The organism is Paraburkholderia flava (assembly GCF_004359985.1).
In the GTDB taxonomy this organism is placed as follows: Bacteria; Pseudomonadota; Gammaproteobacteria; order Burkholderiales; family Burkholderiaceae; genus Paraburkholderia; species Paraburkholderia flava.
In genome coordinates, this window is record NZ_SMRO01000002.1 from 74,621 (window position 1) to 98,692 (window position 24,072).

19 protein-coding genes are annotated in these 24,072 nt (G+C 63.7%); 16 read left to right on the forward strand and 3 right to left on the reverse strand.

Going from position 1 to position 24,072, the window contains the following annotated elements:
• Positions 1-44 precede the first annotated feature (44 nt).
• The 3 genes from queF to ilvA are packed head-to-tail and all read right to left on the reverse strand — an operon-like array spanning position 45 to position 3,325.
• Complete coding sequence (gene queF / locus E1748_RS11685; protein WP_133647408.1) at positions 45-869, reverse strand: NADPH-dependent 7-cyano-7-deazaguanine reductase QueF; 825 nt, start codon at positions 867-869, stop codon at positions 45-47.
• Complete coding sequence (locus E1748_RS11690) at positions 866-1,768, reverse strand: 5'-nucleotidase (protein ID WP_133647409.1); 903 nt, start codon at positions 1,766-1,768, stop codon at positions 866-868. Before E1748_RS11690 ends, queF begins: the two co-directional genes overlap by 4 nt.
• Positions 1,769-1,798: 30 nt before the next feature.
• Complete coding sequence (gene ilvA / locus E1748_RS11695) at positions 1,799-3,325, reverse strand: threonine ammonia-lyase, biosynthetic (protein WP_133647410.1); 1,527 nt, start codon at positions 3,323-3,325, stop codon at positions 1,799-1,801.
• Between the two features lie 587 nt (positions 3,326-3,912).
• Here ilvA and E1748_RS11705 point away from each other — a divergent pair.
• The 16 genes from E1748_RS11705 (at position 3,913) to E1748_RS11780 (ending at position 24,040) form a co-directional block, all read left to right on the forward strand.
• On the forward strand, positions 3,913-7,965 hold the full coding sequence (locus E1748_RS11705) for a DUF3683 domain-containing protein (RefSeq protein WP_133647411.1): 4,053 nt from the start codon (positions 3,913-3,915) through the stop codon (positions 7,963-7,965).
• Positions 7,966-7,997: 32 nt separating this feature from the next.
• On the forward strand, positions 7,998-8,426 hold the full coding sequence (locus E1748_RS11710; protein ID WP_133647412.1) for an HIT family protein: 429 nt from the start codon (positions 7,998-8,000) through the stop codon (positions 8,424-8,426).
• 9 nt (positions 8,427-8,435) lie between these two features.
• A complete protein-coding gene (locus E1748_RS11715; protein WP_133647413.1) occupies positions 8,436-8,849 on the forward strand; it encodes a gamma-butyrobetaine hydroxylase family protein in 414 nt (137 codons plus the stop codon).
• Between the two features lie 76 nt (positions 8,850-8,925).
• The gene (gene ubiE, locus E1748_RS11720) at positions 8,926-9,657 is read left to right on the forward strand and encodes a bifunctional demethylmenaquinone methyltransferase/2-methoxy-6-polyprenyl-1,4-benzoquinol methylase UbiE (RefSeq protein WP_133649325.1); all 732 of its coding nucleotides are present in this window, start codon (positions 8,926-8,928) and stop codon (positions 9,655-9,657) included.
• 36 nt (positions 9,658-9,693) lie between these two features.
• Positions 9,694-10,671, forward strand: coding sequence for a Tim44 domain-containing protein (locus E1748_RS11725; protein ID WP_133647414.1), 978 nt, complete (start codon positions 9,694-9,696; stop codon positions 10,669-10,671).
• Between the two features lie 109 nt (positions 10,672-10,780).
• A complete protein-coding gene (locus E1748_RS11730) occupies positions 10,781-11,425 on the forward strand; it encodes a ubiquinone biosynthesis accessory factor UbiJ (protein ID WP_133647415.1) in 645 nt (214 codons plus the stop codon).
• A 15-nt stretch (positions 11,426-11,440) separates the two neighbouring features.
• A complete protein-coding gene (ubiB, locus tag E1748_RS11735; RefSeq protein ID WP_133647416.1) occupies positions 11,441-13,018 on the forward strand; it encodes a ubiquinone biosynthesis regulatory protein kinase UbiB in 1,578 nt (525 codons plus the stop codon).
• Between the two features lie 48 nt (positions 13,019-13,066).
• The gene (locus tag E1748_RS11740) at positions 13,067-13,714 is read left to right on the forward strand and encodes a methyltransferase domain-containing protein (RefSeq protein ID WP_133647417.1); all 648 of its coding nucleotides are present in this window, start codon (positions 13,067-13,069) and stop codon (positions 13,712-13,714) included.
• Between the two features lie 147 nt (positions 13,715-13,861).
• The gene (locus E1748_RS11745; protein WP_133647418.1) at positions 13,862-14,239 is read left to right on the forward strand and encodes an FmdB family zinc ribbon protein; all 378 of its coding nucleotides are present in this window, start codon (positions 13,862-13,864) and stop codon (positions 14,237-14,239) included.
• 69 nt (positions 14,240-14,308) lie between these two features.
• Positions 14,309-14,968, forward strand: coding sequence for a DUF502 domain-containing protein (locus tag E1748_RS11750; protein WP_133647419.1), 660 nt, complete (start codon positions 14,309-14,311; stop codon positions 14,966-14,968).
• A 63-nt stretch (positions 14,969-15,031) separates the two neighbouring features.
• Positions 15,032-16,834: an aspartate--tRNA ligase gene (gene aspS / locus E1748_RS11755; RefSeq protein ID WP_133647420.1), complete on the forward strand. Its 1,803-nt coding sequence runs from the start codon at positions 15,032-15,034 to the stop codon at positions 16,832-16,834.
• Between the two features lie 181 nt (positions 16,835-17,015).
• Positions 17,016-17,504 carry a dihydroneopterin triphosphate diphosphatase gene (nudB, locus tag E1748_RS11760; RefSeq protein ID WP_133647421.1) on the forward strand — a complete coding sequence of 163 codons (489 nt, stop codon included), beginning with the start codon at positions 17,016-17,018 and terminating at the stop codon, positions 17,502-17,504.
• Positions 17,501-18,757 carry a phospholipase D-like domain-containing protein gene (locus E1748_RS11765; RefSeq protein WP_133647422.1) on the forward strand — a complete coding sequence of 419 codons (1,257 nt, stop codon included), beginning with the start codon at positions 17,501-17,503 and terminating at the stop codon, positions 18,755-18,757. The genes nudB and E1748_RS11765 overlap by 4 nt, the downstream gene beginning before the upstream one ends.
• Positions 18,758-18,962: 205 nt before the next feature.
• Positions 18,963-19,562, forward strand: a complete 600-nt coding sequence (locus E1748_RS11770; protein WP_133647423.1) for a TetR/AcrR family transcriptional regulator — start codon at positions 18,963-18,965, stop codon at positions 19,560-19,562.
• 77 nt (positions 19,563-19,639) lie between these two features.
• Entirely contained in the window at positions 19,640-21,427 is a 1,788-nt protein-coding gene (locus tag E1748_RS11775; protein WP_133647424.1) for an acyl-CoA dehydrogenase C-terminal domain-containing protein, read from the forward strand.
• Positions 21,428-21,604: 177 nt separating this feature from the next.
• Positions 21,605-24,040, forward strand: a complete 2,436-nt coding sequence (locus E1748_RS11780) for a 3-hydroxyacyl-CoA dehydrogenase/enoyl-CoA hydratase family protein (RefSeq protein ID WP_133647425.1) — start codon at positions 21,605-21,607, stop codon at positions 24,038-24,040.
• Positions 24,041-24,072: the final 32 nt, after the last annotated feature.

Below are 24,072 nucleotides of genomic sequence, written 5' to 3' on the forward strand. Positions count from 1 at the left end.
ACTATCGCACCGGGAACAGCGTTCGCGGTGCGGTATGACGACGTCTATTGCCGCGCGGTGCGGAGGTTATCCGGCATCGGCAGGTTGTAGTTCGTCCGAAACGGATTGATATCCAGCCCGCCACGCCGCGTATAACGCGCGTAGACCGCGAGCTTGAGCGGCTGACATTGCCGCGCGATATCGATAAAGATCCGCTCGACACACTGCTCGTGAAAGCCAGTGTGATTCCGATACGAAATGATGTAGCGCAGCAGCCCCGCGTGATCGATCTGCGGACCTGCATAGTGAATCTGCACGCTGCCCCAGTCCGGTTGACCCGTCACCGGGCAGTTCGATTTCAGTAGATTCGAATACAGCGTTTCTTCGACTGGCGATTCATCGAGCGCAGCCTTCAGCAGCGATGCGTCCGGATGATAGACGTCCGTGTCGAGATCGAGCCGGTCGAGCGACAGCCCGTCGAATTCCTCCAGTTGCAGCTTGCCGAACTCGGCCGGCGGGGCGAGATGCGCCGACACGGTCGCGCCGCAGACCGCCGACACATCGCGGCGGATTGTGTCGCGCACGGTCTCGATCGAATCGAACGTGGTCTGCGAGAACGATCCGAGGTACAGCTTGAACGATTTCGATTCGACGATGTTCGCGGAATCGGCGGGCACGTAGAACGTGGCGACGGCGATCTGCGGCTTACCGCGCGTGTTCAGCCACGACAGTTCGTACGCATTCCAGATGTCGCTGCCGAAGAACGGCAACTGCGCGCCGATGCCGATCTGTTCGCGCGCGTTGCGGCGCGCGATCGGAAACAGCAGGCTCGCGTCGTACTGTTCGAGGTAAGCGGAGGGTTTGCCGAGCGGCGATTGTTCGGGATTCATGGTGCGTTCACGATGCCACTCAAGACGTGCCCGGTCGCGGTGACGACGCGGGCCGATTCGCAGTGACTGATCTGGTCGTCGAAGAAAAAGTCCGGCTCGAACTCACGCAGGAACGCGCCTTTGTCGAGGCCGCCGAGGAACATCGCTTCGTCGATTTCGATGTTCCATGCCATCAGTGTGCGGATCGCGCGTTCGTGCGCGGGTGCCGAGCGCGCGGTGACGAGCGCGGTGCGGATGTGCATCGGCGACGCGTCGCCCGCGAGATTCTGCAGCCGGTGCAATGCCTCGAGCAGCGGCTTCAATGGTCCGTCGGCGAGCGGCAGATCCTTGTTGTCGATCTCGTGACCGATGAATGCGCGCAGACCGTCCTTCTGAAATATGCGCTCGGCTTCGTCGGAGAACAGCACGGCATCGCCGTCGAACGCGATACGGATTTCGTCCGGATACTTGCCCGCCATTTTCGCCGACTGCGGCAGCACGCGCGCGGCCGCGAAACCGGCGGCCAGCGCGTCGCGCACGTCGTCCTGATTCGCGGACAGAAAGAGCGACGCGTTGAGCGGTTTCAGATAAGAAAATGGCGGCCGCCCGCGCGTGAACACGCCGCGCTCGACGGTGAGCCCATGCTCGCGACACGAACTGAATGCGCGCAACCCGCTGATCGGATCGCTGCGCGACAGGATCACGACCTCGACGCGATGCTCGCCGGTGTTCAGCGCGAGCAGTTTGCGGATCAACGGAAACGCGACGCCGGGCTTCGCCGGCACGTTCAGACGTGCGCGCTGCAGCGCTTCATACGCCTGCAGATCGCCTTCCTCGTAGACGCGATTCTCCTCTTCGAAATCGAACAGCGCACGCGACGAAATCGCGACGACCAGTTTGTCTTCGAGCGAGAACGGCATGAGACAGCGGCTCCTGAAGCGGGGTTGCGGTCAGATAAGAAACAACCGGTACACCGGATTGTCGCTCTCTTCCCAGTACGGGTAACCGAGGGTCGCGAGAAAGCGGACGAATTCGGCGTGATCGGTGTCCGGCACCTGGATGCCCACCAGGATCGAACTGTAGTCCGCGCCCTGATTGCGATAGTGGAACAGGCTGATGTTCCAGTCCGGCGCCATCGACGACAGGAACTTCATCAGCGCGCCCGGGCGCTCCGGAAACTCGAAGCGGAACAGCCGCTCATCGCGTGCGAGCGGCGAGCGTCCGCCCACCATGTAGCGGATGTGCTGCTTCGACAGTTCGTCTCCCGTCAGGTCGACGGTCGCAAAGCCGTGCGCCTCGAAGCTCGCCGCGATCTGCGCCGGCTCCTCGCGGTTGCGGATCTGCACGCCGACAAAGATGTGGGCGGCCTGCGCATCGGCGATCCGGTAGTTGAATTCCGTGACGCTGCGCGTGCTGCCGACCAGTTCGCAGAAACGCCGGAAGCTGCCGCGTGCTTCGGGGATCGTCACCGCGAACACCGCCTCGCGCGCTTCACCCACTTCCGCACGCTCCGCGACGAAGCGCATCCGGTCGAAGTTCATGTTCGCGCCGGAGGTGACGGCCACCAGCGTCTGGCCTTCGATCCCCTCGCGCTCTGCGTACTGTTTGGCTCCTGCCACCGATAAGGCACCGGCCGGCTCAAGCACGCTCCGCGTGTCCTGGAACACATCCTTGATCGCAGCGCACAGCGCGTCGGTGTCAACCACCAGTACGTCGTCCAGATACGCCTGACATAGCCGGAACGTTTCCTCGCCGACGAGCTTGACGGCGGTGCCATCGGAGAACAGACCGACTTCTGCAAGCGTGACGCGCTCGCCTGCCTTCAGCGACTGCGCCATCGCACACGAGTCTTCTGTCTGCACACCGATCACCTTGATCTCGGGACGCACCGCCTTGACGTACGCGGCGATCCCCGCCGCGAGCCCACCGCCTCCGATCGGCACGAAGATCGCGTGGATCGGTCCCTGGTGCTGGCTGAGGATTTCCATCGCGACCGTTCCCTGACCGGCGATCACGTGCGGATCGTCGAAGGGATGGACGAAGGTCAGGCCACGCTCCTGCTGCAATTGCAGCGCGTGTGCGTACGCATCGCTGTACGACTCGCCGATCTGCACGACCTCGACGGTCGGACCGCCATGCGCGCGCACCGCGTCGACCTTCAACTGCGGCGTGGTGACCGGCACCACGATGACTGCCTTCACACCCATGCGAGCCGCCGATAGCGCGACGCCCTGCGCATGATTGCCCGCCGACGCAGTGATCACGCCACGTGCGAGCGCATCGGGGGCGATGTGAGCCATCCGGTTATACGCACCGCGCAGCTTGAACGAGAACACCGGCTGGTTATCCTCGCGTTTCAGATAGACCGTGTTGCCCAGTCGCGCCGACAGCGCACGCGCAGGCTCCAGCTCCGTCTCGCGGGCCACGTCGTACACCTTCGCGGTGAGGATTTTTTTCAGGTAGTCGAGAGAGGCCATGCAGGTCGCGCGGGAAGCGTTCGAAAAGGCGGGAAAGGGACAATGATAGCGCCAACGGGTCACGCGCTGAACCGCACGCGGAAGGCACGAGTACGCCGCCGACGGGTTCCCGTGCATCGAATCGGCGCAAGACCCGCAATGCGTCGAACGCACGCAACGACACGCGCCCGACACACGCTCACTGCACGATCGTCTGATCATTCAAAGCCGACCGTCCGGTCGCCGAATTCACACGCAGGGCGCCTCCACACAGGCCGCAAACGCCTGTTGCAGCGCAGTGCAAGCCCCGGCGGCGTCGCCGATCCTGCGGTAGAATCCGATTTTGGAACAAGGACCGGAAGATGCACTGGCAGCCTCGGATCGCCCATTTGATGCCCGCACCGCGTGAGTCTCGCCCCGCGGCGCAGCGGCATGTGCGTCACGGACGATCGTGTAGCGTCATCTGAGCGCCGCGAAGCGGCCGGCGTGTGTCGTCCGTCGGCAGAGGCTTCGCTCCCAGAGAAGAAGATTTCCAGCATTGCGCCCCACGCGCACCGTCAGCCGGCGTTCCATCGAACGCGCGCGCTGACCCACCGAGTCGTCCAAACATGAACGCACCTCAAGTTTTCGATCCGCACGGCGCCGCCGCTGCGGTGGTCGCCGATCCCGAACCGCGCCTGCGCGAAATTCCCTACAACTACACGTCGTTTTCCGATCGGGAAATCGTCATTCGTCTGCTGGGCGACGAAACGTGGTCGGCGCTCGCCGAACTGCGCGCCGAACGCCGCACCGGCCGCTCGGCACGGATGCTCTACGAAGTGCTCGGCGACATCTGGGTCGTGCGCCGCAATCCGTATCTGCAGGACGATCTGCTCGACAACCCGAAGCGTCGCGCGCTGCTGATCGAAGCGCTGCATCACCGTCTCGCCGAAATCGAAAAGCGCCGTCGCGCCGATCTGACCGAACACGCCGACGAAGCCGGTGTCGGCCGCTCGGCACGCGTCGAAACGCTCGTGCTGGCCGCGCGCCGCGCGATCGACGCATTCGCCGGCGAGTTCGACAAGATGGCGGAACTGCGTCGCCGTGCGACCAAAGCGCTTGGTCGCCGCACGCAGAAGGACAACATCAAGTTCGACGGGCTGTCACGCGTGTCGCACGTCACCGATGCGACCGACTGGCGCGTCGAGTACCCGTTCGTCGTGCTGACGCCGGATAGCGAAGCCGAGATCGCCGGGCTCATCAAGGCCTGCTTCGAACTCGGGCTGACCGTCATTCCGCGTGGAGGCGGTACCGGCTACACGGGCGGCGCAGTGCCGCTCACGCCGTTTTCCGCTGTCATCAATACCGAAAAGCTCGAACAACTCGGCGCCGTCGAACTGACGGATCTGCCGGGCGTCGCGCACAAGGTGCCGACCATCTATTCGGGCGCGGGCGTCGTCACGCGTCGCGTCACCGAGGCGGCCGAGCATGCGGGCTACGTGTTCGCGGTCGATCCGACGTCGCTCGACGCATCGTGTATCGGCGGTAACGTCGCGATGAACGCGGGCGGTAAGAAGGCCGTGCTGTGGGGCACCGCACTCGACAATCTCGCGTGGTGGCGGATGGTCGATCCGGAAGGTAACTGGCTCGAAGTCACGCGGCTCGATCACAACCTCGGCAAGATTCACGATATCGCGGTCGCGCGTTTCGAACTGAAGTGGTTCGACGGCGAATACGCGCCGGGCGAAAAGCTGCTGCGTACCGAACCGCTCGAAATCGAAGGTCGCCGGTTCCGCAAGGAAGGGCTCGGCAAGGACGTGACCGACAAGTTCCTCGCCGGTCTGCCGGGCGTGCAGAAGGAAGGTTGCGACGGGCTCATCACGTCGGCGCGCTGGATTCTGCACAAGATGCCCGCGCATACGCGCACGGTGTGCCTCGAATTCTTCGGCCAGGCGCGCGACGCGATTCCGAGCATCGTCGAAATCAAGGATTACCTGTTCGAAACGTCGAAGCAGGGCGGCGCGATTCTCGCGGGCCTCGAGCATCTGGACGAGCGCTATCTGCGCGCGGTCGGCTATGCGACGAAGAGCAAGCGCAACGCGTTTCCGAAGATGGTGCTGATCGGCGACATCGTCGGCGACGATGCGGACGCGGTGGCTGCTGCGACCTCCGAGGTCGTGCGGATGGCCAACGGCAAGAGCGGTGAGGGTTTCGTCGCGGTCAGCGCGGAGGCTCGCAAGCGCTTCTGGCTCGACCGCAGCCGCACGGCCGCGATCGCGAAGCACACGAACGCGTTCAAGATCAACGAAGACGTCGTGATCCCGCTGAACCGGATGGGTGAGTACACCGACGGCATCGAGCGGATCAACATCGAGCTGTCGATCAAGAACAAGCTGCAGCTGGTCGATGCGCTTGAAGCGTTCTTCAAGGCCGGCAAGCTGCCGCTCGGCAAGAGCGACGACGCGAACGAAATTCCGAGCGCCGAACTGCTCGAAGATCGCGTGCAACAGGCGCTCGATCTGCTGAAGGCGGTACGCGCGCGCTGGGAGTTCCTGCGCGACAAGCTCGACATGCCGTTGCGCGAAGCGCAGCACTACATGGTGCAGCTAGGCTACGAGGCGCTCGCCGAAAAGTTCGCGGACCGTGCCGATGCGCAGCCCGACGCGATCGTGTTCCACGTCACGCAGGACCGCACGGTGCGCGTGTCGTGGAAGCAGGAAATTCGCGCGGAACTGCGGCAGATCTTCAACGGCGGCGAGTTCAAGCCGATCCTCGAGGAAGCGCAGGCCATCCATAAAAAGGTGCTGCGTGGCCGCGTGTTCGTCGCGCTGCACATGCACGCCGGCGACGGCAACGTGCACACGAATCTGCCGGTCAACTCCGACAACTACGAGATGCTGCAGGACGCGCACACGGCAGTCGCGCGGATCATGAAGCTCGCGCGTTCGCTCGACGGCGTGATCTCCGGCGAGCACGGCATCGGCATCACGAAGCTCGAGTTTCTGACGGAGAGCGAGATCGGCGAATTCCGCGCGTACAAGCAGCGCGTCGATCCGCACGGCCGCTTCAACGCGGGCAAGCTGCTCGAAGGCGCGGATCTGCGCAACGCGTACACGCCGAGCTTCGGGCTGATGGGCTACGAATCGCTGATCATGCAGCAGTCCGACATCGGTGCGATCGCCGATTCGGTGAAGAACTGCCTGCGTTGCGGCAAGTGCAAGCCGGTCTGCGCGACGCACGTGCCGCGCGCGAACCTGCTGTACAGCCCGCGCAACAAGATTCTCGCTACATCGCTGCTGGTCGAGGCGTTCCTGTACGAAGAGCAGACGCGCCGCGGCGTGTCGATCAAGCATTGGGACGAGTTCAACGACGTCGCCGATCACTGCACCGTGTGCCACAAGTGCGTGACGCCGTGTCCGGTCAAGATCGACTTCGGCGACGTGACGATGAACATGCGCAACCTGTTGCGCAAGATGGGCAAGAAGAAATTCAATCCGGGCAACGCGGCCGGCATGTTCTTCCTGAACGCGACCAATCCGCAGACCATCAACCTCGCGCGCACCGCGATGATGGGGATCGGCTACAAGGCGCAGCGGCTCGGCAACGACGTACTGAAGAAGTTCGCGAAGAAGCAGACGGCGCACCCGCCGGCGACGGTCGGCAAACCGCCGGTCACGCAGCAGGTGATCCACTTCATGAACAAGAAGATGCCGGGCAATCTGCCGAAGAAAACGGCGCGCGCGCTGCTCGACATCGAAGACAACAAGATCGTGCCGATCATCCGCAATCCGAAGTCGACGACCGCTGATACGGAAGCGGTGTTCTACTTCCCGGGCTGCGGATCGGAGCGTCTGTTCTCGCAGGTCGGTCTCGCCACGCAGGCGATGCTGTGGGAAGCGGGCGTACAGACCGTGTTGCCGCCGGGCTATCTGTGCTGCGGTTATCCGCAGCGCGGCTCGGGTCAGTTCGACAAGGCCGAGAAGATCGTCACCGATAACCGCGTGCTGTTCCACCGTGTCGCGAACACGCTGAACTACCTCGACATCAAGACGGTCGTGGTGTCGTGCGGTACGTGCTACGACCAGCTGTCGGGCTATGAATTCGAGAAGATTTTCCCGGGCTGCCGGATCATCGACATTCACGAGTTCCTGCTCGAGAAGGGTATCCGGCTCGATGGCGTGAGCGGTACGCGCTACATGTATCACGACCCGTGCCACACGCCGATCAAGACGATGGACCCGGTGAAGCTCGTCAACGAATTGATGGGCGCGGAGAAGGACGGTTATCGGATCGAGAAGAACGACCGTTGCTGCGGCGAGTCGGGCACGCTCGCGGTGACGCGGCCGGACGTGTCGACGCAGGTGCGCTTCCGCAAGGAAGAAGAGATCCGCAAGGGCGCGGCGAAGTTGCGGGATATTCCGGTGCTGGGGCAGGCTGGTGCGAGCGTGGTCAATGCACCGGTTGCGGAAGCTGGGGCTCCGGCTCCGGCAGGCAAAACCGACGTGAAAATCCTCACGAGCTGCCCGTCCTGCCTGCAAGGTCTGTCCCGCTACAACGAGGACGCGAACATCGAAGCCGACTACATCGTCGTCGAGATCGCGCGCCATGTGCTGGGCGAAAACTGGATGGCCGACTATGTCCAGCGGGCCAACAATGGCGGAATCGAGCGCGTGCTGGTCTAATTGCACGCATTACGTATCTGCCGGGGGCGAAGATGGACTGCGTATTTTGCCGCGAAGACGGCGGTGATGTGCTGTGGAAGGACGACACGCTGCGTGTCGTCCTCACCGATGAGCATGACTATCCGGGCTTCTGCCGGGTGATCTGGGGCGAGCACGTCGCCGAGTTTTCGGATCTGTCCGAGCATGACCGCGACCGCGTGATGCGCGCGGTCTACGCGGTCGAACGTGCGATCCGGCGCGTGCTGCAGCCGGTCAAGGTGAATCTCGCGAGCCTCGGCAACCAGGTGCCGCACGTGCACTGGCACGTGATCCCGCGTTTTTCCAACGACACCCATTTTCCGCTGCCGATCTGGGCACCGCGCCAGCGCACGGTGTCCGAAGCGCTGCTGTCGTCGCGACGTGCGCAGGCCACGCTGCTGCGCGACGCGGTGCGCGCCGAAATTGAAGCGGTTCTCGTCTGAGGTTCTGATATGACTGGATTGACTCGCGACACGCCGGTGCCAACCGGCGTCGTCGTGCATGCGGTATCGCGCGTGCTTGAATTGCAGTATGCGGACGGCACGGTGTATCGCGTGCCGTTCGAACTGCTGCGTGTGTGTTCGCCGTCGGCCGAAGTACGCGGCCACGGTCCGGGCCAGGAAACGCTGCAGACCGGCAAGCGCGACGTGACGATCACGGCGCTCGAAGGCGTCGGCAACTATGCGCTGCAGCCGACGTTCTCCGACGGACACTCCACCGGCATCTATTCGTGGGATCTGCTGCACGACCTTGCAGTCCGTCAGGATGAACTCTGGGACGAATACCTCGCCAAACTGGAAGTGGCCGGCGTCGATCGCGACGCGCCGATGGCTCCGGCGAGCCTCCCCCACGGGCATCGTCACTGATACGATCCAGCCTGACCGCCGCGACGACGCGGTGCAACAAACCAGTATTCGAGAATACGCGAAAGGAACCAGCGCGATGAGCAAAACCCACTTCGGCTTCCAGACAGTCGACGAACAGGATAAAGCGCAGAAGGTGGCGGGCGTGTTCCACTCCGTCGCGTCGAACTACGACCTGATGAACGACCTGATGTCCGCCGGGATGCATCGCGCGTGGAAAGCGTTCACGATCGCGCAGGCGGCCGTGCGGCCGGGCTCCCGGGTGCTCGACATCGCGGGCGGCACCGGCGATCTGTCGAAGGCGTTCGCGAAGCAGGCCGGCCCGACCGGCGAGGTCTGGCTGACCGACATCAACGAATCGATGCTGCGCGTCGGCCGCGACCGGCTGCTCGACAAGGGCGTCATCACACCCGCGCTGTTGTGCGACGCAGAAAAAATCCCCTTTCCGGACAACTACTTCGACGTGGTGACCGTCGCGTTCGGGCTGCGCAACATGACCCATAAGGACGCCGCACTGGCCGAAATGCGTCGCGTGCTGAAACCGGCCGGCAAGCTACTGGTGCTGGAATTCTCGAAAGTGTGGGACCCGCTGAAAAAAGCCTACGACGTCTATTCGTTCAAGGTGCTGCCGTGGCTCGGTGCGCGCTTTGCGAAGGACGCGGAGAGCTACCGCTACCTTGCGGAATCGATCCGGATGCACCCGGACCAGGAAACTTTAAAGACGATGATGGAACAAGCTGGCCTCGACGGCGTCAAATATTACAATTTGTCAGCTGGCGTGGTAGCCTTACACGTGGGGACAAAGTATTAGTGTCCACAACCCATTGTCTTTGAAAGGATTTTCATCATGTCCGATGCGCGTTCGTCACCTTCCAAAAAGCTTTCGTCCTCGTGGGCGAAGCGAGTTGGCACGTTCGCGGTGGTTGGTCTGATCATCGCGGCCACCTTTGCTTCGCTCGATGCCGAGGCGCGCCGCATGGGCGGCAGCCGCAGTATCGGCCGCCAGTCGTCGACCGTTACGCAACGCCAGGCGACGCCGCCGGCGCAGCAGCCCGGCCAGCCGATGCAGCAGCAAGGCCAGGCAGCGCAGGCGCAGCGCGGCGCGCAGCCCGCGCCGGCCGCCGCCGCACCTAACCGCTCGCGCTGGCTCGGGCCGATCGCCGGTCTCGCGGCCGGTCTGGGTATCGCCGCGTTGCTGTCGCACTTCGGGCTTGGCGAGGCGTTTGCCGGCGCGATGGCGAACTTCCTCGTGATCGCTGCGATCGCGATGCTGGCCATCTGGTTGATCCGCCGTTTCATGAACCGCAGGCGCGATGCGTCGACGCCGGCTTACGCGGGCGGCGCGCCGTCGCTGAATGCGGGCGGCAGTTATGGACAGGAGCCGCGCTACACCGCGCAGCAGATGAGCCCGCTATCGGCGTCGGCCACTGACGTCACGCCGGATGTGCCCGCGAATTTCGATTCGGAAACGTTCCTGCGCAACGCGAAGGTCTACTTCGTGCGGCTCCAGGCTGCTTGGGACGCAGGCAACATGGACGACATCCGCGAATTCACGACGCCCGAGATGTTCGCGGAGGTGAAGGTCGATCTGGACTCGCGCGGCGCGCAGCCGAACCAGACCGACGTTGTACAGCTCAACGCCGATCTGCTGGCAGTTGAAGATCGCGGCGGCGAGTACCTCGCGAGCGTGCGTTTCTCCGGTTTGATCCGCGAGTCGGCGGGTGCTTCGGCCGAGCCGTTCGTCGAAGTGTGGAACCTGTCGAAGTCGTCGCGTAACGGCGAAGGCTGGCTGCTCGCGGGCATCCAGCAAGTCGTCCAGCACTGATCTCCGCCCCGGGCAGGCCGTTCGGCACAGTCAGCCCGGAAGCGAACGGACGTTACAATAGGAACCCGCGTCGGCATCTGGCCGGCGCGGGTTTTTCTTTCCACTGCCGATGACCCTCGCCGCCAAGCCCTTCGCTGCTGCCGTCAATCACCTGCTCGCCCGCGAATCGTGGGCTCGCGAGCGCCTCGCTCCTTATGCCGGCAAGATCGCCCGGCTTTCCTGTCCGCCTGTTTCGATGATCCTGCTGGTGCAGCCGGACGGCTATCTCACAGCCGTCGACGAAAGCGATACACAGCAGTTCGACGTCACGGTCGCAGTGGCTTCGGATGCGTTGCCGGCGTTCGTGCAGGGCGGCCAGGCCGCGGTGATGAAGCACGTGAAGATCGAAGGCGACGCCGAGTTCGCGACTGCGATCGCGAAGCTGGCCGAGCATCTGCGCTGGGAACCGGAAGAGGACCTGGCGCGACTGATCGGCGATGGTCCCGCATGGCGCGTCGCGACGGCTGCGCGCTCGGTCAGCGAACACGCGCGTCGCACCGGACGCAACCTGCTCGATTCGGTCGCGGAATATCTGCTCGACGAAGATCCGCAACTCGTCCGGCGCGCGGCGCTCGACGAATTCAACGACGAGCTGGCCCGCACCCGCGATGCGCTTGCACGCGTCGAAAAGCGCGTCGAGCGTCTGCAACAGAAGGTCGAAGCCCGTGGCGCGAATGCGCCGGGCGGCGCCGCCACGTCGCGCGGCACGCGCTAGTCATCGGGCTCTACCATGCGTTTTCTGCGTTTCCTCAAGATTTTCTTTACGGTCATCCGCTTCGGTCTCGACGAGATGATGCTGAGTCGTATCAACGACCGGCGCGTGCGTCTGCTGTTGCGCGTGACGACGATCGGCCGGCACTTCGATGCGCCGCCGGGCGTTCGGTTGCGGCTCGCGCTCGAAAGCCTCGGGCCGATCTTCGTGAAGTTCGGACAGGTGCTGTCGACGCGTCGCGATCTGTTGCCGGTCGATATCGCGAACGAACTCGCGAAGCTGCAGGATCAGGTGCCGCCATTCGATTCCGACGTCGCGATCGGGTTGATCGAGAAGTCGCTCGGCGCGCCGGTCAACGTGCTGTTCGACGATTTCGAGCGGGTGCCGGTGGCGAGCGCGTCGATCGCGCAGGTGCACTTCGCGAAGGTGAGGGCGGGGCAGCACGCGGGCAAGTCGGTGGCGGTGAAAGTGCTGCGGCCGAACATGCGTCCGGTGATCGATTCCGATCTCGCGCTGCTGCGCGACATCGCGGTGTGGGCCGAGCGTCTGTGGGCAGACGGCAAGCGGCTCAAGCCGCGCGAGGTGGTCGCCGAATTCGACAAGTACTTGCACGACGAACTCGATCTGATGCGCGAAGCGGCGAACGGCAGCCAGCTGCGTCGCAACTTCGCCGGGCTCGATCTGCTGCTCGTGCCGGAGATGTACTGGGAGTTCTGCACGCCGACCGTGCTCGTGATGGAGCGGATGGTCGGCGTGCCGATCAGCCAGGTCGAGACGCTGCGCGCGGCGGGCGTGGATATTCCGAAGCTCGCGCGCGAAGGCGTCGAGATCTTTTTCACGCAGGTGTTTCGCGATGGTTTCTTCCACGCGGACATGCACCCCGGCAACATCCAGGTGAGCCTCGATCCCGCGCATTTCGGCCGCTATATCGCGCTTGATTTCGGGATCATCGGTGCGCTATCGGACTTCGATAAAAACTACCTCGCGCAGAATTTCCTCGCGTTCTTCAAGCGCGACTATCACCGGGTCGCGACGCTTCACCTCGAGTCGGGCTGGGTGCCGGCGACCACGCGCGTCGAGGAACTGGAGAGCGCGATCCGCGCGGTCTGCGAACCGTACTTCGATCGTGCGTTGAAAGACATTTCGCTGGGCCAGGTGCTGATGCGGCTGTTCTCCACGTCGCGCCGTTTCAACGTCGAGATCCAGCCGCAACTCGTGCTGCTGCAGAAGACGATGCTGAACGTCGAAGGGCTGGGCCGTTCGCTCGACCCCGAACTCGATCTGTGGAAGACCGCGAAGCCGTACCTCGAACGCTGGATGAACGAGCAGATCGGTTTGCGCGGCTGGTACGAGCGCCTGAAGATCGAAGCGCCGCAATGGAGCAAGACGCTGCCGCAGTTGCCGCGCCTGATCCATCACGTGCTGGCTGAGCGGCACGACGCGCAGCGCGGCCCGGGCGACGATGTGATCCGCCAGATTCTTCTCGAGCAGAAGCGCACGAACCGGTTGCTGCAGGGGCTGCTGGTGTTTGGCATCGCGGTCGGAGTCGGCGCGGTGCTCGCGCGTACGTGGCTTGCGCTGGCCTACGGTGGCTAAGGCGGGTGGTGGGCCAACCCAGCCACCGCATTTCGAAGGAGCCGATTCATGAGCGATCCATCCGAACCGGGCACGTCAGGCGCATCCGCTGCACCACCGGCTTTCACCGCACGCGACCCCGGCTCCCCCGAGTTCTGGAGCCAGCGTTTCGAGCGCGGTTACACGCCGTGGGATCAGGCCGGTGTGCCCGCCGCGTTCCACGCATTCGCCGAGCGACACACGGATGCGGCCGTTCTGATTCCGGGCTGCGGCAGCGCATGGGAAGCGATGTGGCTCGCGAGCCGCGGTCGTCAGGTGCGCGCGATCGACTTCTCCCCCGCAGCTGTCGATGCGGCCCGTGCAGTGCTCGGCACGCACGCGGATGTGGTCGAGCAAGCCGACTTCTTCGCGTACCGACCGCCGTTCGAACCCGACTGGATCTACGAGCGCGCGTTTCTGTGCGCGTTGCCGCCCGCGAGCCGCGCCCCGTACGCGCAGCGAATGAGCGAACTCGCGTCGCCGGGCGCATTGCTGGCGGGATTCTTTTTTATCGCCGAGACGCCGAAGGGCCCACCGTTCGGCATGACGCACGCCGAACTCGAGCAGTTGCTCGCGCCGTCTTTCGAACTGATCGAAGACCAGCCCGTGACTGGGTCGATTCCCGTCTTCGAGGGACGCGAACGCTGGCTGACATGGCGGCGCCGCGAATCTCGCTGAAACTTGAAATCCCGCGCGATCGCCCTCATTTAAGGTGGCGACGGCCGGGCTTGCCGCCGACCCCCGAAAACCACGGGGCGTGAGTCGTTTGCGGCTATAATTCAAGGCTTTGCAAGCGTTTCCAGGATTTTCGCAGGGAAAAGAAACATGCCGATCTACGCTTATCGTTGTGAGTCATGCGGCTTCGGGAAGGACGTCCTCCAGAAGATGAGCGACGCGCCGCTGACCGACTGCCCCGAATGCGGCAAGTCCACCTTCCGCAAACAGGTGACTGCCGCTGGTTTCCAGCTGAAGGGCTCCGGCTGGTACGTCACCGATTTCCGCAGCGGCGGATCGAATGCATCGAATAGCACGAACAACGCGAATGCGTCGTCCGGCAACGATGCTGCCGCGACGAAGGGTACGGAAGGTATGGGCAGCAAGCCGGAGGCTGGCGCTTCATCCGCTTCCAGCAGCGCCGATGCTCCCGCCGCCACGCCTGCCGCCACGCCCGCCGCGCCTGCAACCGGTGCCGGCGGCACCTGAAGCACTGCCGCCCGCGGGCGGCAACCCTACCGAACCCGGTGTCGCCGGGCCGGTTTTCTGGCGGTACACATGACGACGAAGAAAACGACGCTCAAATCGGTGTTCCTGACTGGCCTGCTGGTGCTGGTGCCTCTCGCCATCACGCTGTGGGTGCTCGGCCTCATCATCGGCACGATGGATCAGACGCTGCTGCTGCTGCCGAGCGCGTGGCAACCGGAGCGCGCAATCGGCTTCCGTCTGCCGGGTCTCGGCGCGGTGCTGACGCTGGCGTTCATCTTCATCGTCGGGCTGCTCACGCAGAACTTCGTCGGCCAGAAGCTCGTCAAGTGGTGGGAACTGCTGGTGCGTCACATCCCCGTGGTCGGGCCGATCTACACGAGCGTCAAGCAGGTGTCGGACACGCTGCTGTCGAGCAGCGGCAACGCGTTCCGCAAGGCGCTGCTGATCGAATACCCGCGCAAGGGCTCGTACACGATCGCGTTTCTGACCGGTATTCCGGGCGGCGACGTCGTCAATCACCTGAAGGAAGCGCACGTCAGTGTGTATGTGCCGACCACGCCGAATCCGACGTCCGGCTTCTTCCTGATGGTGCCGCGTAGCGAAGTCGTCGAGCTGGACATGACGGTCGACGCGGCGCTCAAGTACATCGTTTCGATGGGCGTCGTGGCACCGTCCGCGCCGCAGCAGCCGGCACCGGTACGCCGCAACACCATCGAGCCTCCGCTGTAATGCCGGCGCGCACCGTTCGCGGACGCGCGCCGTTCAACCAATGCAAAACGAAAGACGAACATCATGTCGATGAGATCTGAATACTGCGGTCTGGTGACCGAACACCTGCTGGGCCAAACCGTGTCGCTGTGCGGCTGGGTGCAACGCCGCCGCGATCATGGCGGCGTCATCTTCATCGATCTGCGCGATCGCGAAGGGCTCGTTCAGGTCGTGTGCGATCCGGATCGCGCCGAGATGTTCAAGACCGCCGAAGGCGTGCGTAACGAGTTCTGCGTGCGGGTGCAGGGCGTCGTGCGCGACCGTCCGGAAGGCACCGTCAACGCGGGCCTGAAGAGCGGCAAGATCGAAGTGCTGTGCCATGAGCTGACGGTGCTGAACGCGTCGGTTACGCCGCCGTTCCAGCTCGACGACGACAACCTGTCGGAAACCACGCGTCTCACGCATCGCGTGCTCGATCTGCGTCGTCCGCAGATGCAGCACAACCTGCGTCTGCGCTATCGCGTCGCGATGGAAGTGCGCAAGTACCTCGACGCGCTCGGCTTCATCGACATCGAAACGCCGATGCTCACGAAGAGCACGCCCGAAGGCGCGCGCGACTACCTCGTGCCGTCGCGTACGAACCCGGGCCAGTTCTTCGCGTTGCCGCAGTCGCCGCAGCTGTTCAAGCAGTTGCTGATGGTCGCGAACTTCGATCGCTACTACCAGATCGTCAAGTGCTTCCGCGACGAAGACCTGCGCGCGGACCGTCAGCCGGAATTCACGCAGATCGACTGCGAAACGTCGTTCCTCGGCGAACAGGAAATCCGCGATCTGTTCGAGGACATGACGCGTCACGTGTTCAAGGAAACGATCGGCGTCGAACTCGACGCGAAGTTCCCGGTGATGAAGTACTCGGAAGCGATGCAGCGTTTCGGTTCGGACAAGCCGGACCTGCGCGTGAAGCTCGAATTCACCGACCTGACCGACGTGATGAAGGACGTCGACTTCAAGGTGTTCAGCACGCCGGCCAACACGAAGGACGGCCGCGTCGCAGGGTTGCGCGTGCCGAAGGGCGGCGAGCTGTCGCGTGGCGATATCGACAGCTACACGGAATTCGTGCGCATCTACGGCGCGAAGGGTCTCGCGTGGGTCAAGGTCAATGAAGTCGCGAAGGGCCGCGACGGGCTGCAAAGCCCGATCGTGAAGAACCTGCACGACGCGTCGATCGCGGCGATCCTCGAGCGCACCGGTGCGCAGGACGGCGACATCATTTTCTTCGCGGCGGATCGCGCGAAGGTCGTCAACGACAGCCTCGGCGCACTGCGTCTGAAGATCGGTCATTCGGAATTCGGCAAGGCGAACGGCCTCGTCGAAACCGGCTGGAAGCCGCTGTGGGTGATCGACTTCCCGATGTTCGAATACGACGAAGAGGAAAACCGCTACGTCGCCGCGCATCATCCGTTCACGAGCCCGAAGGACGAGCATCTCGAGTACCTCGAAACGGACCCGGGCCGCTGTCTCGCGAAGGCGTACGACATCGTGCTGAACGGCTGGGAAATAGGCGGCGGCTCGGTGCGGATCCACCGTGAGGAAGTGCAGAGCAAGGTGTTCCGCGCGCTGAAGATCAACGCGGAAGAAGCGCGTGCGAAGTTCGGCTTCCTGCTCGACGCGCTGCAATACGGCGCGCCGCCGCACGGCGGGATCGCGTTCGGTCTGGACCGCATCGTCACGATGATGGCCGGTGCCGATTCGATCCGCGACGTGATCGCGTTCCCGAAGACGCAGCGCGCGCAGGATCTGCTCACGCAGGCGCCGAGCGAAGTCGACGAGCGCCAGCTGCGCGAGCTGCATATCCGCCTGCGTCAGCCGGAACCGAAGGCTTCGTGAGCTTGATGTCGAGGCGGTTCGCTGCAACGGCGGGCCGGTTCGCAACATCGAACAGCAGCAGACCGCAGTAAACAGCAATAAGCGAAAAGGCGCGTCACGCGCCTTTTCTGTTTTTTGCGTTACAGTCGTCAGGTCTGCCGACCGCCCGCCTCGCGTACTCCACGTGTTCCGTTCGATCACCATGCCGAAACCGCCGAAGATTCCGGAATCCGTTCTCGTCGTCATCCACACGCCCGAACTCGACGTCCTGATCATCGAGCGCGCCGACCGACCCGATTTCTGGCAATCGGTGACGGGCTCGAAAGATCAGCTCGACGAACCGCTCGCGCTGACCGCCGCGCGCGAAGTTGCCGAGGAGACCGGCATCGTCGTCGGTAGTGTCGACGTGCCGCACGACGCGCTGCTCGACTGGGACCATCAGATCGAATACGACATCTATCCGGTGTGGCGCCATCGCTATGCGGAGGGCGTCACGCGCAATACCGAGCACTGGTTCAGCCTGCAGGTGCCGCGTCGACTCGACGTGACCCTCTCGCCGCGCGAGCACACCGCATACGTGTGGCTGCCGTTCGAGGAAGCGGCGGCGCGCTGCTTCTCGTCGTCGAATCGCGAGGCAATCCTGCAATTACCCGCGCGACTCGACGCGCAGCGCAACGGACGTCCGCGATGAGCGGCGGTTCGCGACGTTTCGCGCGGCTTCGCGGCAATCTGTTCGGCCGGCGCTACTGGTCGAAATACCGCTTCACCGCCGGCAACGACGTCCGGCTGTTCCGCTCCGGCGACGCGTTTTTCGAAGCGCTGATCGCCCGCATCGATGCGGCGACCCGCGACGTCGCGCTCGAAACCTACATCTTCTGCGACGACAGCGCGGGCGTTGCCGTATCGGATGCGCTGAAGCGCGCGGCCGAACGCGGCGTACGCGTGCGCGTGATCACCGACGGCATCGGCACCGCGCGCCTGCCAATGTTCGAAGAATGGCCGCCGACCGGCATCCAGCACCGCATCTACAACCCGCATCTGTTCGGACGCTTCGGTTTTTCGCGCACCCATCGCAAGCTCGCCGTCGTCGACGACGCGTACGCATTTTGCGGTGGCATCAACATCGTCGACGACTTCGACCAGAACGGCACGCGGCTGCCGCATCCGCGCTGGGACTTCGCGGTCGAGCTGCACGGCCCCGTAGTCGCCGACGTGCGCGATGCGCTCGACCAGCAGTGGCAGCGGATTCGCGTGGGCCATCGCAGCGCCGACGCGCTGCGTCCCGATCTCGATCGGCAGGACGGTGCGCGCGGCGGCCTGCTCCGGCGGCGACGCAATCCGCGTCGCGTGGACACGGGCGCGAACGGCGAGCCGAGCGTCGCGTTCATCGCACGCGACAACCTGATCAACCGTCGCGCGATCGAGAAGGCGTATCTGAAAGCGATCGGTCAGTCGCGCTCGGAAGTGCTGCTCGCCAATCCGTATTTCATGCCGGGGCGCAAGCTGCGTCGCGCGCTGGTGTTCGCGGCGCGGCGCGGGATCGATGTGCGGCTCGTGGTCGGTCGCAAGGAATTCGCGGCGCTCGATTACGCGGTGCCGTTCCTGTACCGCTCGCTGCTCAAGGCGGGCGTCAAGGTCGCCGAGTACGAGAAGACGATGCTGCACGGCAAGGTCGCGGTGATCGATTCGAACTGGGCGACGATCGGCTCGTCGAATCTCGATGCACTGAGCCTCATGCTGAACAACGAAGCCAATGTGATGCTCGTGCAACATAGGGAAATCGACGTATTGCGCGACGCGATACTCACCGCTTATGGCGAATCCCGCAGCATCGATCTCGCGCACTACGAAGCCCGCCCCGCGGGCGAGCGCTTCGTGAACTGGCTGGCCTACACAGCGTATCGGGCCGCGATGAAACTCCTCACGGTGGGCGGCTACGACTAGCCGCGCCCATCATCCATCGGTGCTCGCCGGCAAAGAAGGCAAACGGCTCTAAAAAATCGCTCCGCTTCGGGCACAGGGATGCCGCAGAATTGGAGCGCGGTTAGAAACCGGTTTCTAATAAAGTCCTTGTTTCGCGGGCGGTCGCACCCAATAATAGTACGGCCGTTCGATTTTATTTCGGTCACATTGGAACGGTAAAAGAGCTATGCGAAAAGGCGAACAAACGCGAGTAGCGATTCTCGATGCAGCACTCGATCTGGCAAGCCGCGACGGACTGGAAGGTCTGACGATCGGATTGCTTGCCGAGCGCATGCAGATGAGCAAGAGCGGCGTGTTCGCGCATTTCGGCTCGCGCGAAGACCTACAGGTCGAAGTGGTTCGCGAATATCACCGTCGTTTCGAAGACGAGGTGTTTTTCCCGAGCCTGCGCGAACCGCGCGGCTTGCCGCGTTTGCGCGCGATGATCTCGCGCTGGATCGAGAAGCGCATCCAGGAAGTCACGACGGGCTGCATCTACATCAGCGGTGCGGTCGAATACGACGACCGCGCGGACAGCCAGGTGCGCGAGCAGCTGGTGTCCAGCGTCACGATGTGGCGCGCCGCGTTGATGCGTGCGATTTCTCAATCGATGGAAGAAGGGCATCTGCGCCAGGACACCGATCCGCAGTTGATGCTCTTCGAACTGTATAGCTTCACGCTCGGTCTGCATCACGACGCGCGTTTCCTGCATCTGCCGGATGCGGTGCGTCTTACGTGGGCCGCGCTGGAAAAACTGATCGTTTCGTATCAAAGCGAAAGCCGTTAGCGCAGGAGACCAGCCATCGTGAGATGGCGCTGAACGTGCCGGCGGCGGAGCTTGAATCAACACCTTTGGAGAGAGTCATGGGACAGTACGCCGCGCCGCTGCGCGACATGCAATTCGTGTTGCACGAACTGCTCAACGTCGAAGCCGAGATCAAACAGATGCCGACGCACGCCGATCTCGACGCGGACACCATCAACCAGGTGCTCGAGGAGGCCGGCAAGTTCTGCTCCGAGGTGCTGTTCCCGCTGAACCAGAGCGGCGATCAGGAAGGCTGCACGTATCAGGGCGACGGCGTCGTCACCACGCCGAAGGGCTTCAAGGAAGCCTACAAACAATACGTCGAAGCGGGCTGGCCCGCACTCGGCTGCGATCCGGAATACGGCGGCCAGGGGCTGCCCGCGTTCGTCAACAACGCGCTGTATGAAATGCTGAACTCGGCGAACCAGGCGTGGACGATGTACCCCGGCCTGTCGCACGGCGCGTACGAATGTCTGCACGCGCACGGCACGCCGGAGCAGCAGCAGGTTTATCTGCCGAAGCTCGTATCGGGCGTATGGACCGGCACGATGTGCCTGACCGAGCCGCACTGCGGCACCGACCTCGGCATCCTGCGCTCGAAGGCCGAGCCTAACGGCGACGGCTCCTGGTCGATCAGCGGCACCAAGATTTTCATCTCCAGCGGCGAACACGATCTCGCCGAAAACATCATCCACCTCGTACTCGCGCGACTGCCCGATGCGCCTCCGGGCACCAAGGGCATCTCGCTCTTCGTCGTGCCGAAGTTCGTGCCGGACGCGAGCGGTGCGCCGGGCGAACGCAACGGCGTGAAGTGCGGATCGATCGAACACAAGATGGGCATTCACGCGAACGCCACCTGCGTGATCAATCTCGACAACGCGAAGGGCTGGCTCGTCGGCGAGCCGAACAAAGGCCTGAACGCGATGTTCGTGATGATGAATGCCGCGCGTCTCGGCGTCGGCATGCAGAGCCTCGGCCTCACCGAAGTCGCGTATCAGAACTCGCTCGTCTACGCGAAGGAGCGTCTGCAGATGCGCTCGCTGACCGGCCCGAAGGCGCCCGAAAAGGCCGCCGATCCGATCATCGTGCATCCGGACGTGCGTCGCATGCTGCTCACGCAGAAGGCCTACGCGGAAGGTGCGCGCGCGTTCTCGTACTGGTCGGCGCTGCACATCGACAAAGAGTTCTCGCATAGCGACGAAGCGGTCCGCAAGGAAGCCGCCGATCTCGTCGCGTTGCTCACGCCGATCCTGAAAGCGTTCCTGTCGGACAACGCGTTCGAAGGCACGAACCACGCGATGCAGATCTACGGCGGCCACGGCTTCATCAGCGAATGGGGCATGGAGCAGTACGTGCGCGACGCGCGGATCAACATGATCTACGAAGGCACGAACTCGATCCAGTCGCTCGATCTGCTGGGCCGCAAGGTGCTCGGCGACATGGGCGCGAAGCTGAAGAAGTTCGGCAAGCTCGTGTCGGATTTCGTCGAAGCCGAAGGCGTGAAGCCGGAGATGCAGGAGTTCGTCAATCCGCTCGCGGACATCGGCGACAAGGTGCAGAAGCTGACGATGGAAATCGGCATGAAGGCGATGCAGAACCCCGACGAAGTCGGCGCGGCTTCGGTGCCGTATCTGCGTACCGTCGGTCATCTGGTGTTCTCGTACTTCTGGGCTCGGATGGCACGCATCGCGCTCGACAAAGAGGCGTCCGGCGATCCGTTCTACAAGTCGAAGCTCGCCACTGCACGCTTCTATTTCGCGCGACTGCTGCCCGAAACGGCATCGACGATCCGCGCCGCACGCGCCGGTTCGAAGACGCTGATGGAAGTCGACGAAGCGCTGTTCTGAATCTGACGTAATGACGTAAGGGGCGCCGCGCGGATTCGCGCGGCGCTTCGGTCGCGAGCCTTGAAGGCGAGGCGTGACGGCGAGCCGTGCCGCACATCAGCGTTTACCACACGCCCACCGCTCGCCGACCCGATCACCCCAATCCGCTCCATTTGTATATTCCGCTGGAGGAACGACGTGAGCAATCTGATCATTCGCAAGGTAGCCGTACTCGGCGCCGGTGTGATGGGCGCGCAGATCGCTGCGCACCTGATCAACGCCAAGGTGCCGGTGCTGCTGTTCGATCTGCCTGCCAAGGAAGGTCCGAAGAACGGGATCGCGCTGAAGGCGATCGAGAATCTGAAGAAGCTGTCGCCCGCGCCGTTCGGCGTGAAGGACGACGCGCAGTACATCCAGCCCGCGAACTACGAAGACGATATCGAGAAGCTCGCCGAATGCGACGTCGTGATCGAAGCGATCGCCGAACGGATGGACTGGAAGCACGACCTGTACAAGAAGGTCTCGCCGCATCTCGCACCGAACGCGATCTTCGCGACGAACACGTCGGGCCTGTCGATCACCGAACTGTCGCAAGGCTTCTCCGACGAACTGAAGGCGCGCTTCTGCGGCGTGCACTTCTTCAATCCGCCGCGCTACATGCATCTGGTCGAACTGATCCCGACGTCGCAGACGCGTCCGGAGATTCTCGACCAGCTCGAAACCTTCCTGACCAGCGTGGTCGGCAAGGGCGTCGTGCGCGCGAAAGACACGCCGAACTTCATCGCGAACCGCGTCGGTATTTTCTCGATCCTCGCGGTGATCACCGAGGCCGCGAAGTTCGGCCTGCGCTTCGATGAAGTCGACGACCTGACCGGCAGCCGCCTCGGCCGCGCGAAGTCCGCGACGTTCCGTACCGCGGACGTGGTCGGCCTCGACACGATGGCGCACGTGATCAAGACGATGCAGGACACCCTCGCCGACGATCCGTTCTTCCCGGTCTACGAAACACCTGCCGTGCTCGCCGAACTCGTGAAGAAAGGCGCGCTCGGCCAGAAGACCGGTGGTGGTTTCTACAAGAAGGAAGGCAAGGCGATCAAGGTGCTCGATCCGAAGACGGGCACTTACGTCGACGGCGGCGCGAAGGCGGACGAACTGGTCGGCCGCATCTTGAAGCGTCCTGCAGGCGAACGCCTGAAGCTGCTGCGCGAATCGGAGCATCCGCAGGCGCAGTTCCTGTGGTCGATTTTCCGCGACGTGTATCACTACATCGCGGTGCATCTCGAATCCATCGCCGACAACGCACGCGACGTCGACCTCGCGATCCGCTGGGGTTTCGGCTGGAACGAAGGCCCGTTCGAAGGCTGGCAGACGGCCGGCTGGAAGCAGGTCGCCGAGTGGGTGCAGGAAGACATCGCTGCGGGCAAGGCGCTCGCGAACGTGCCGCTGCCTGCGTGGGTGCTCGAAGGCCCGGTCGCCGAGAAGGGCGGTGTGCACACGGCCGAAGGCTCGTGGTCGCCGGCGACGAAGTCGTTCGTGCCGCGCTCGTCGCTGTCCGTGTACGACCGTCAGGTGTTCCGTGCGCCGCTCGTCGGCGAGACCGGCGCCGATCCGAAGAGCTGGGGCAAGACGCTGTTCGAAACCGATCACGTGCGCGCATGGCTCGACGATCGTGCCGGTGAAAACGACGTCGTGATCGTGTCGTTCAAGAGCAAGATGAACACGATCGGCCCGGGCGTGATCGACGGTCTGGTGCAGGCGATCGAACTCGCGGAGAAGGAGTACAAGGCAGTCGTCGTGTGGCAGCCGACGTCGCTGAAACTCGGCACGCCGGGCGGTCCGTTCTCGGCCGGCGCGAATCTCGAAGAAGCGATGCCTGCGTTCATGATGGGCGGTGCGAAGGGCATCGATCCGTTCGTGAAGAAATTCCAGCAAGGCATGCTGCGCGTGAAGTACGCGAACGTGCCGGTCGTGGCGGCGGTGTCGGGCATCGCGCTCGGCGGTGGCTGCGAACTCGTGCTGCACAGCGCGAAGCGCGTCGCGCACATCGAGAGCTATATCGGCCTCGTCGAAGTGGGCGTCGGCCTCGTGCCGGCCGGTGGCGGTCTGAAGGAAGCGGCGTTGCGCGCAGCGGATGCGGCGAGCGCGGCGGGTGCGACGAACGATCTGCTGAAGTTCGTGCAGAAGTCGTTCGAGAACGCGGCGATGGCGAAGGTCTCCGCGTCCGCACTCGACGCACGTGCGATGGGCTACCTGAAGCCGTCCGACACGATCGTCTTCAACGTGTTCGAACTGCTCGACACCGCGAAGAAGGAAGCACGCGCGCTGGCCGCGTCGGGCTACCGACCGCCGCTGCGCGTCACGCAGGTGCCGGTTGCGGGCCGCTCGGCGATCTCGACGATCAAGGCGTCGCTCGTCAACATGCGTGATGGCCGCTTCATCAGCGATCACGATTACCTGATCGCGAGCCGCATCGCGGAAGCGGTGTGCGGCGGCGACGTCGAAGCGGGCAGCCTCGTCGACGAAGAATGGCTGCTGACGCTCGAGCGTCGTGCGTTCGTCGACCTGCTCGGCACGCAGAAGACGCAGGAACGGATCATGGGGATGCTGCAGACCGGGAAGCCGGTGCGGAATTGAGCCGGGTGATCGAGCGCAACCATATGCATGGG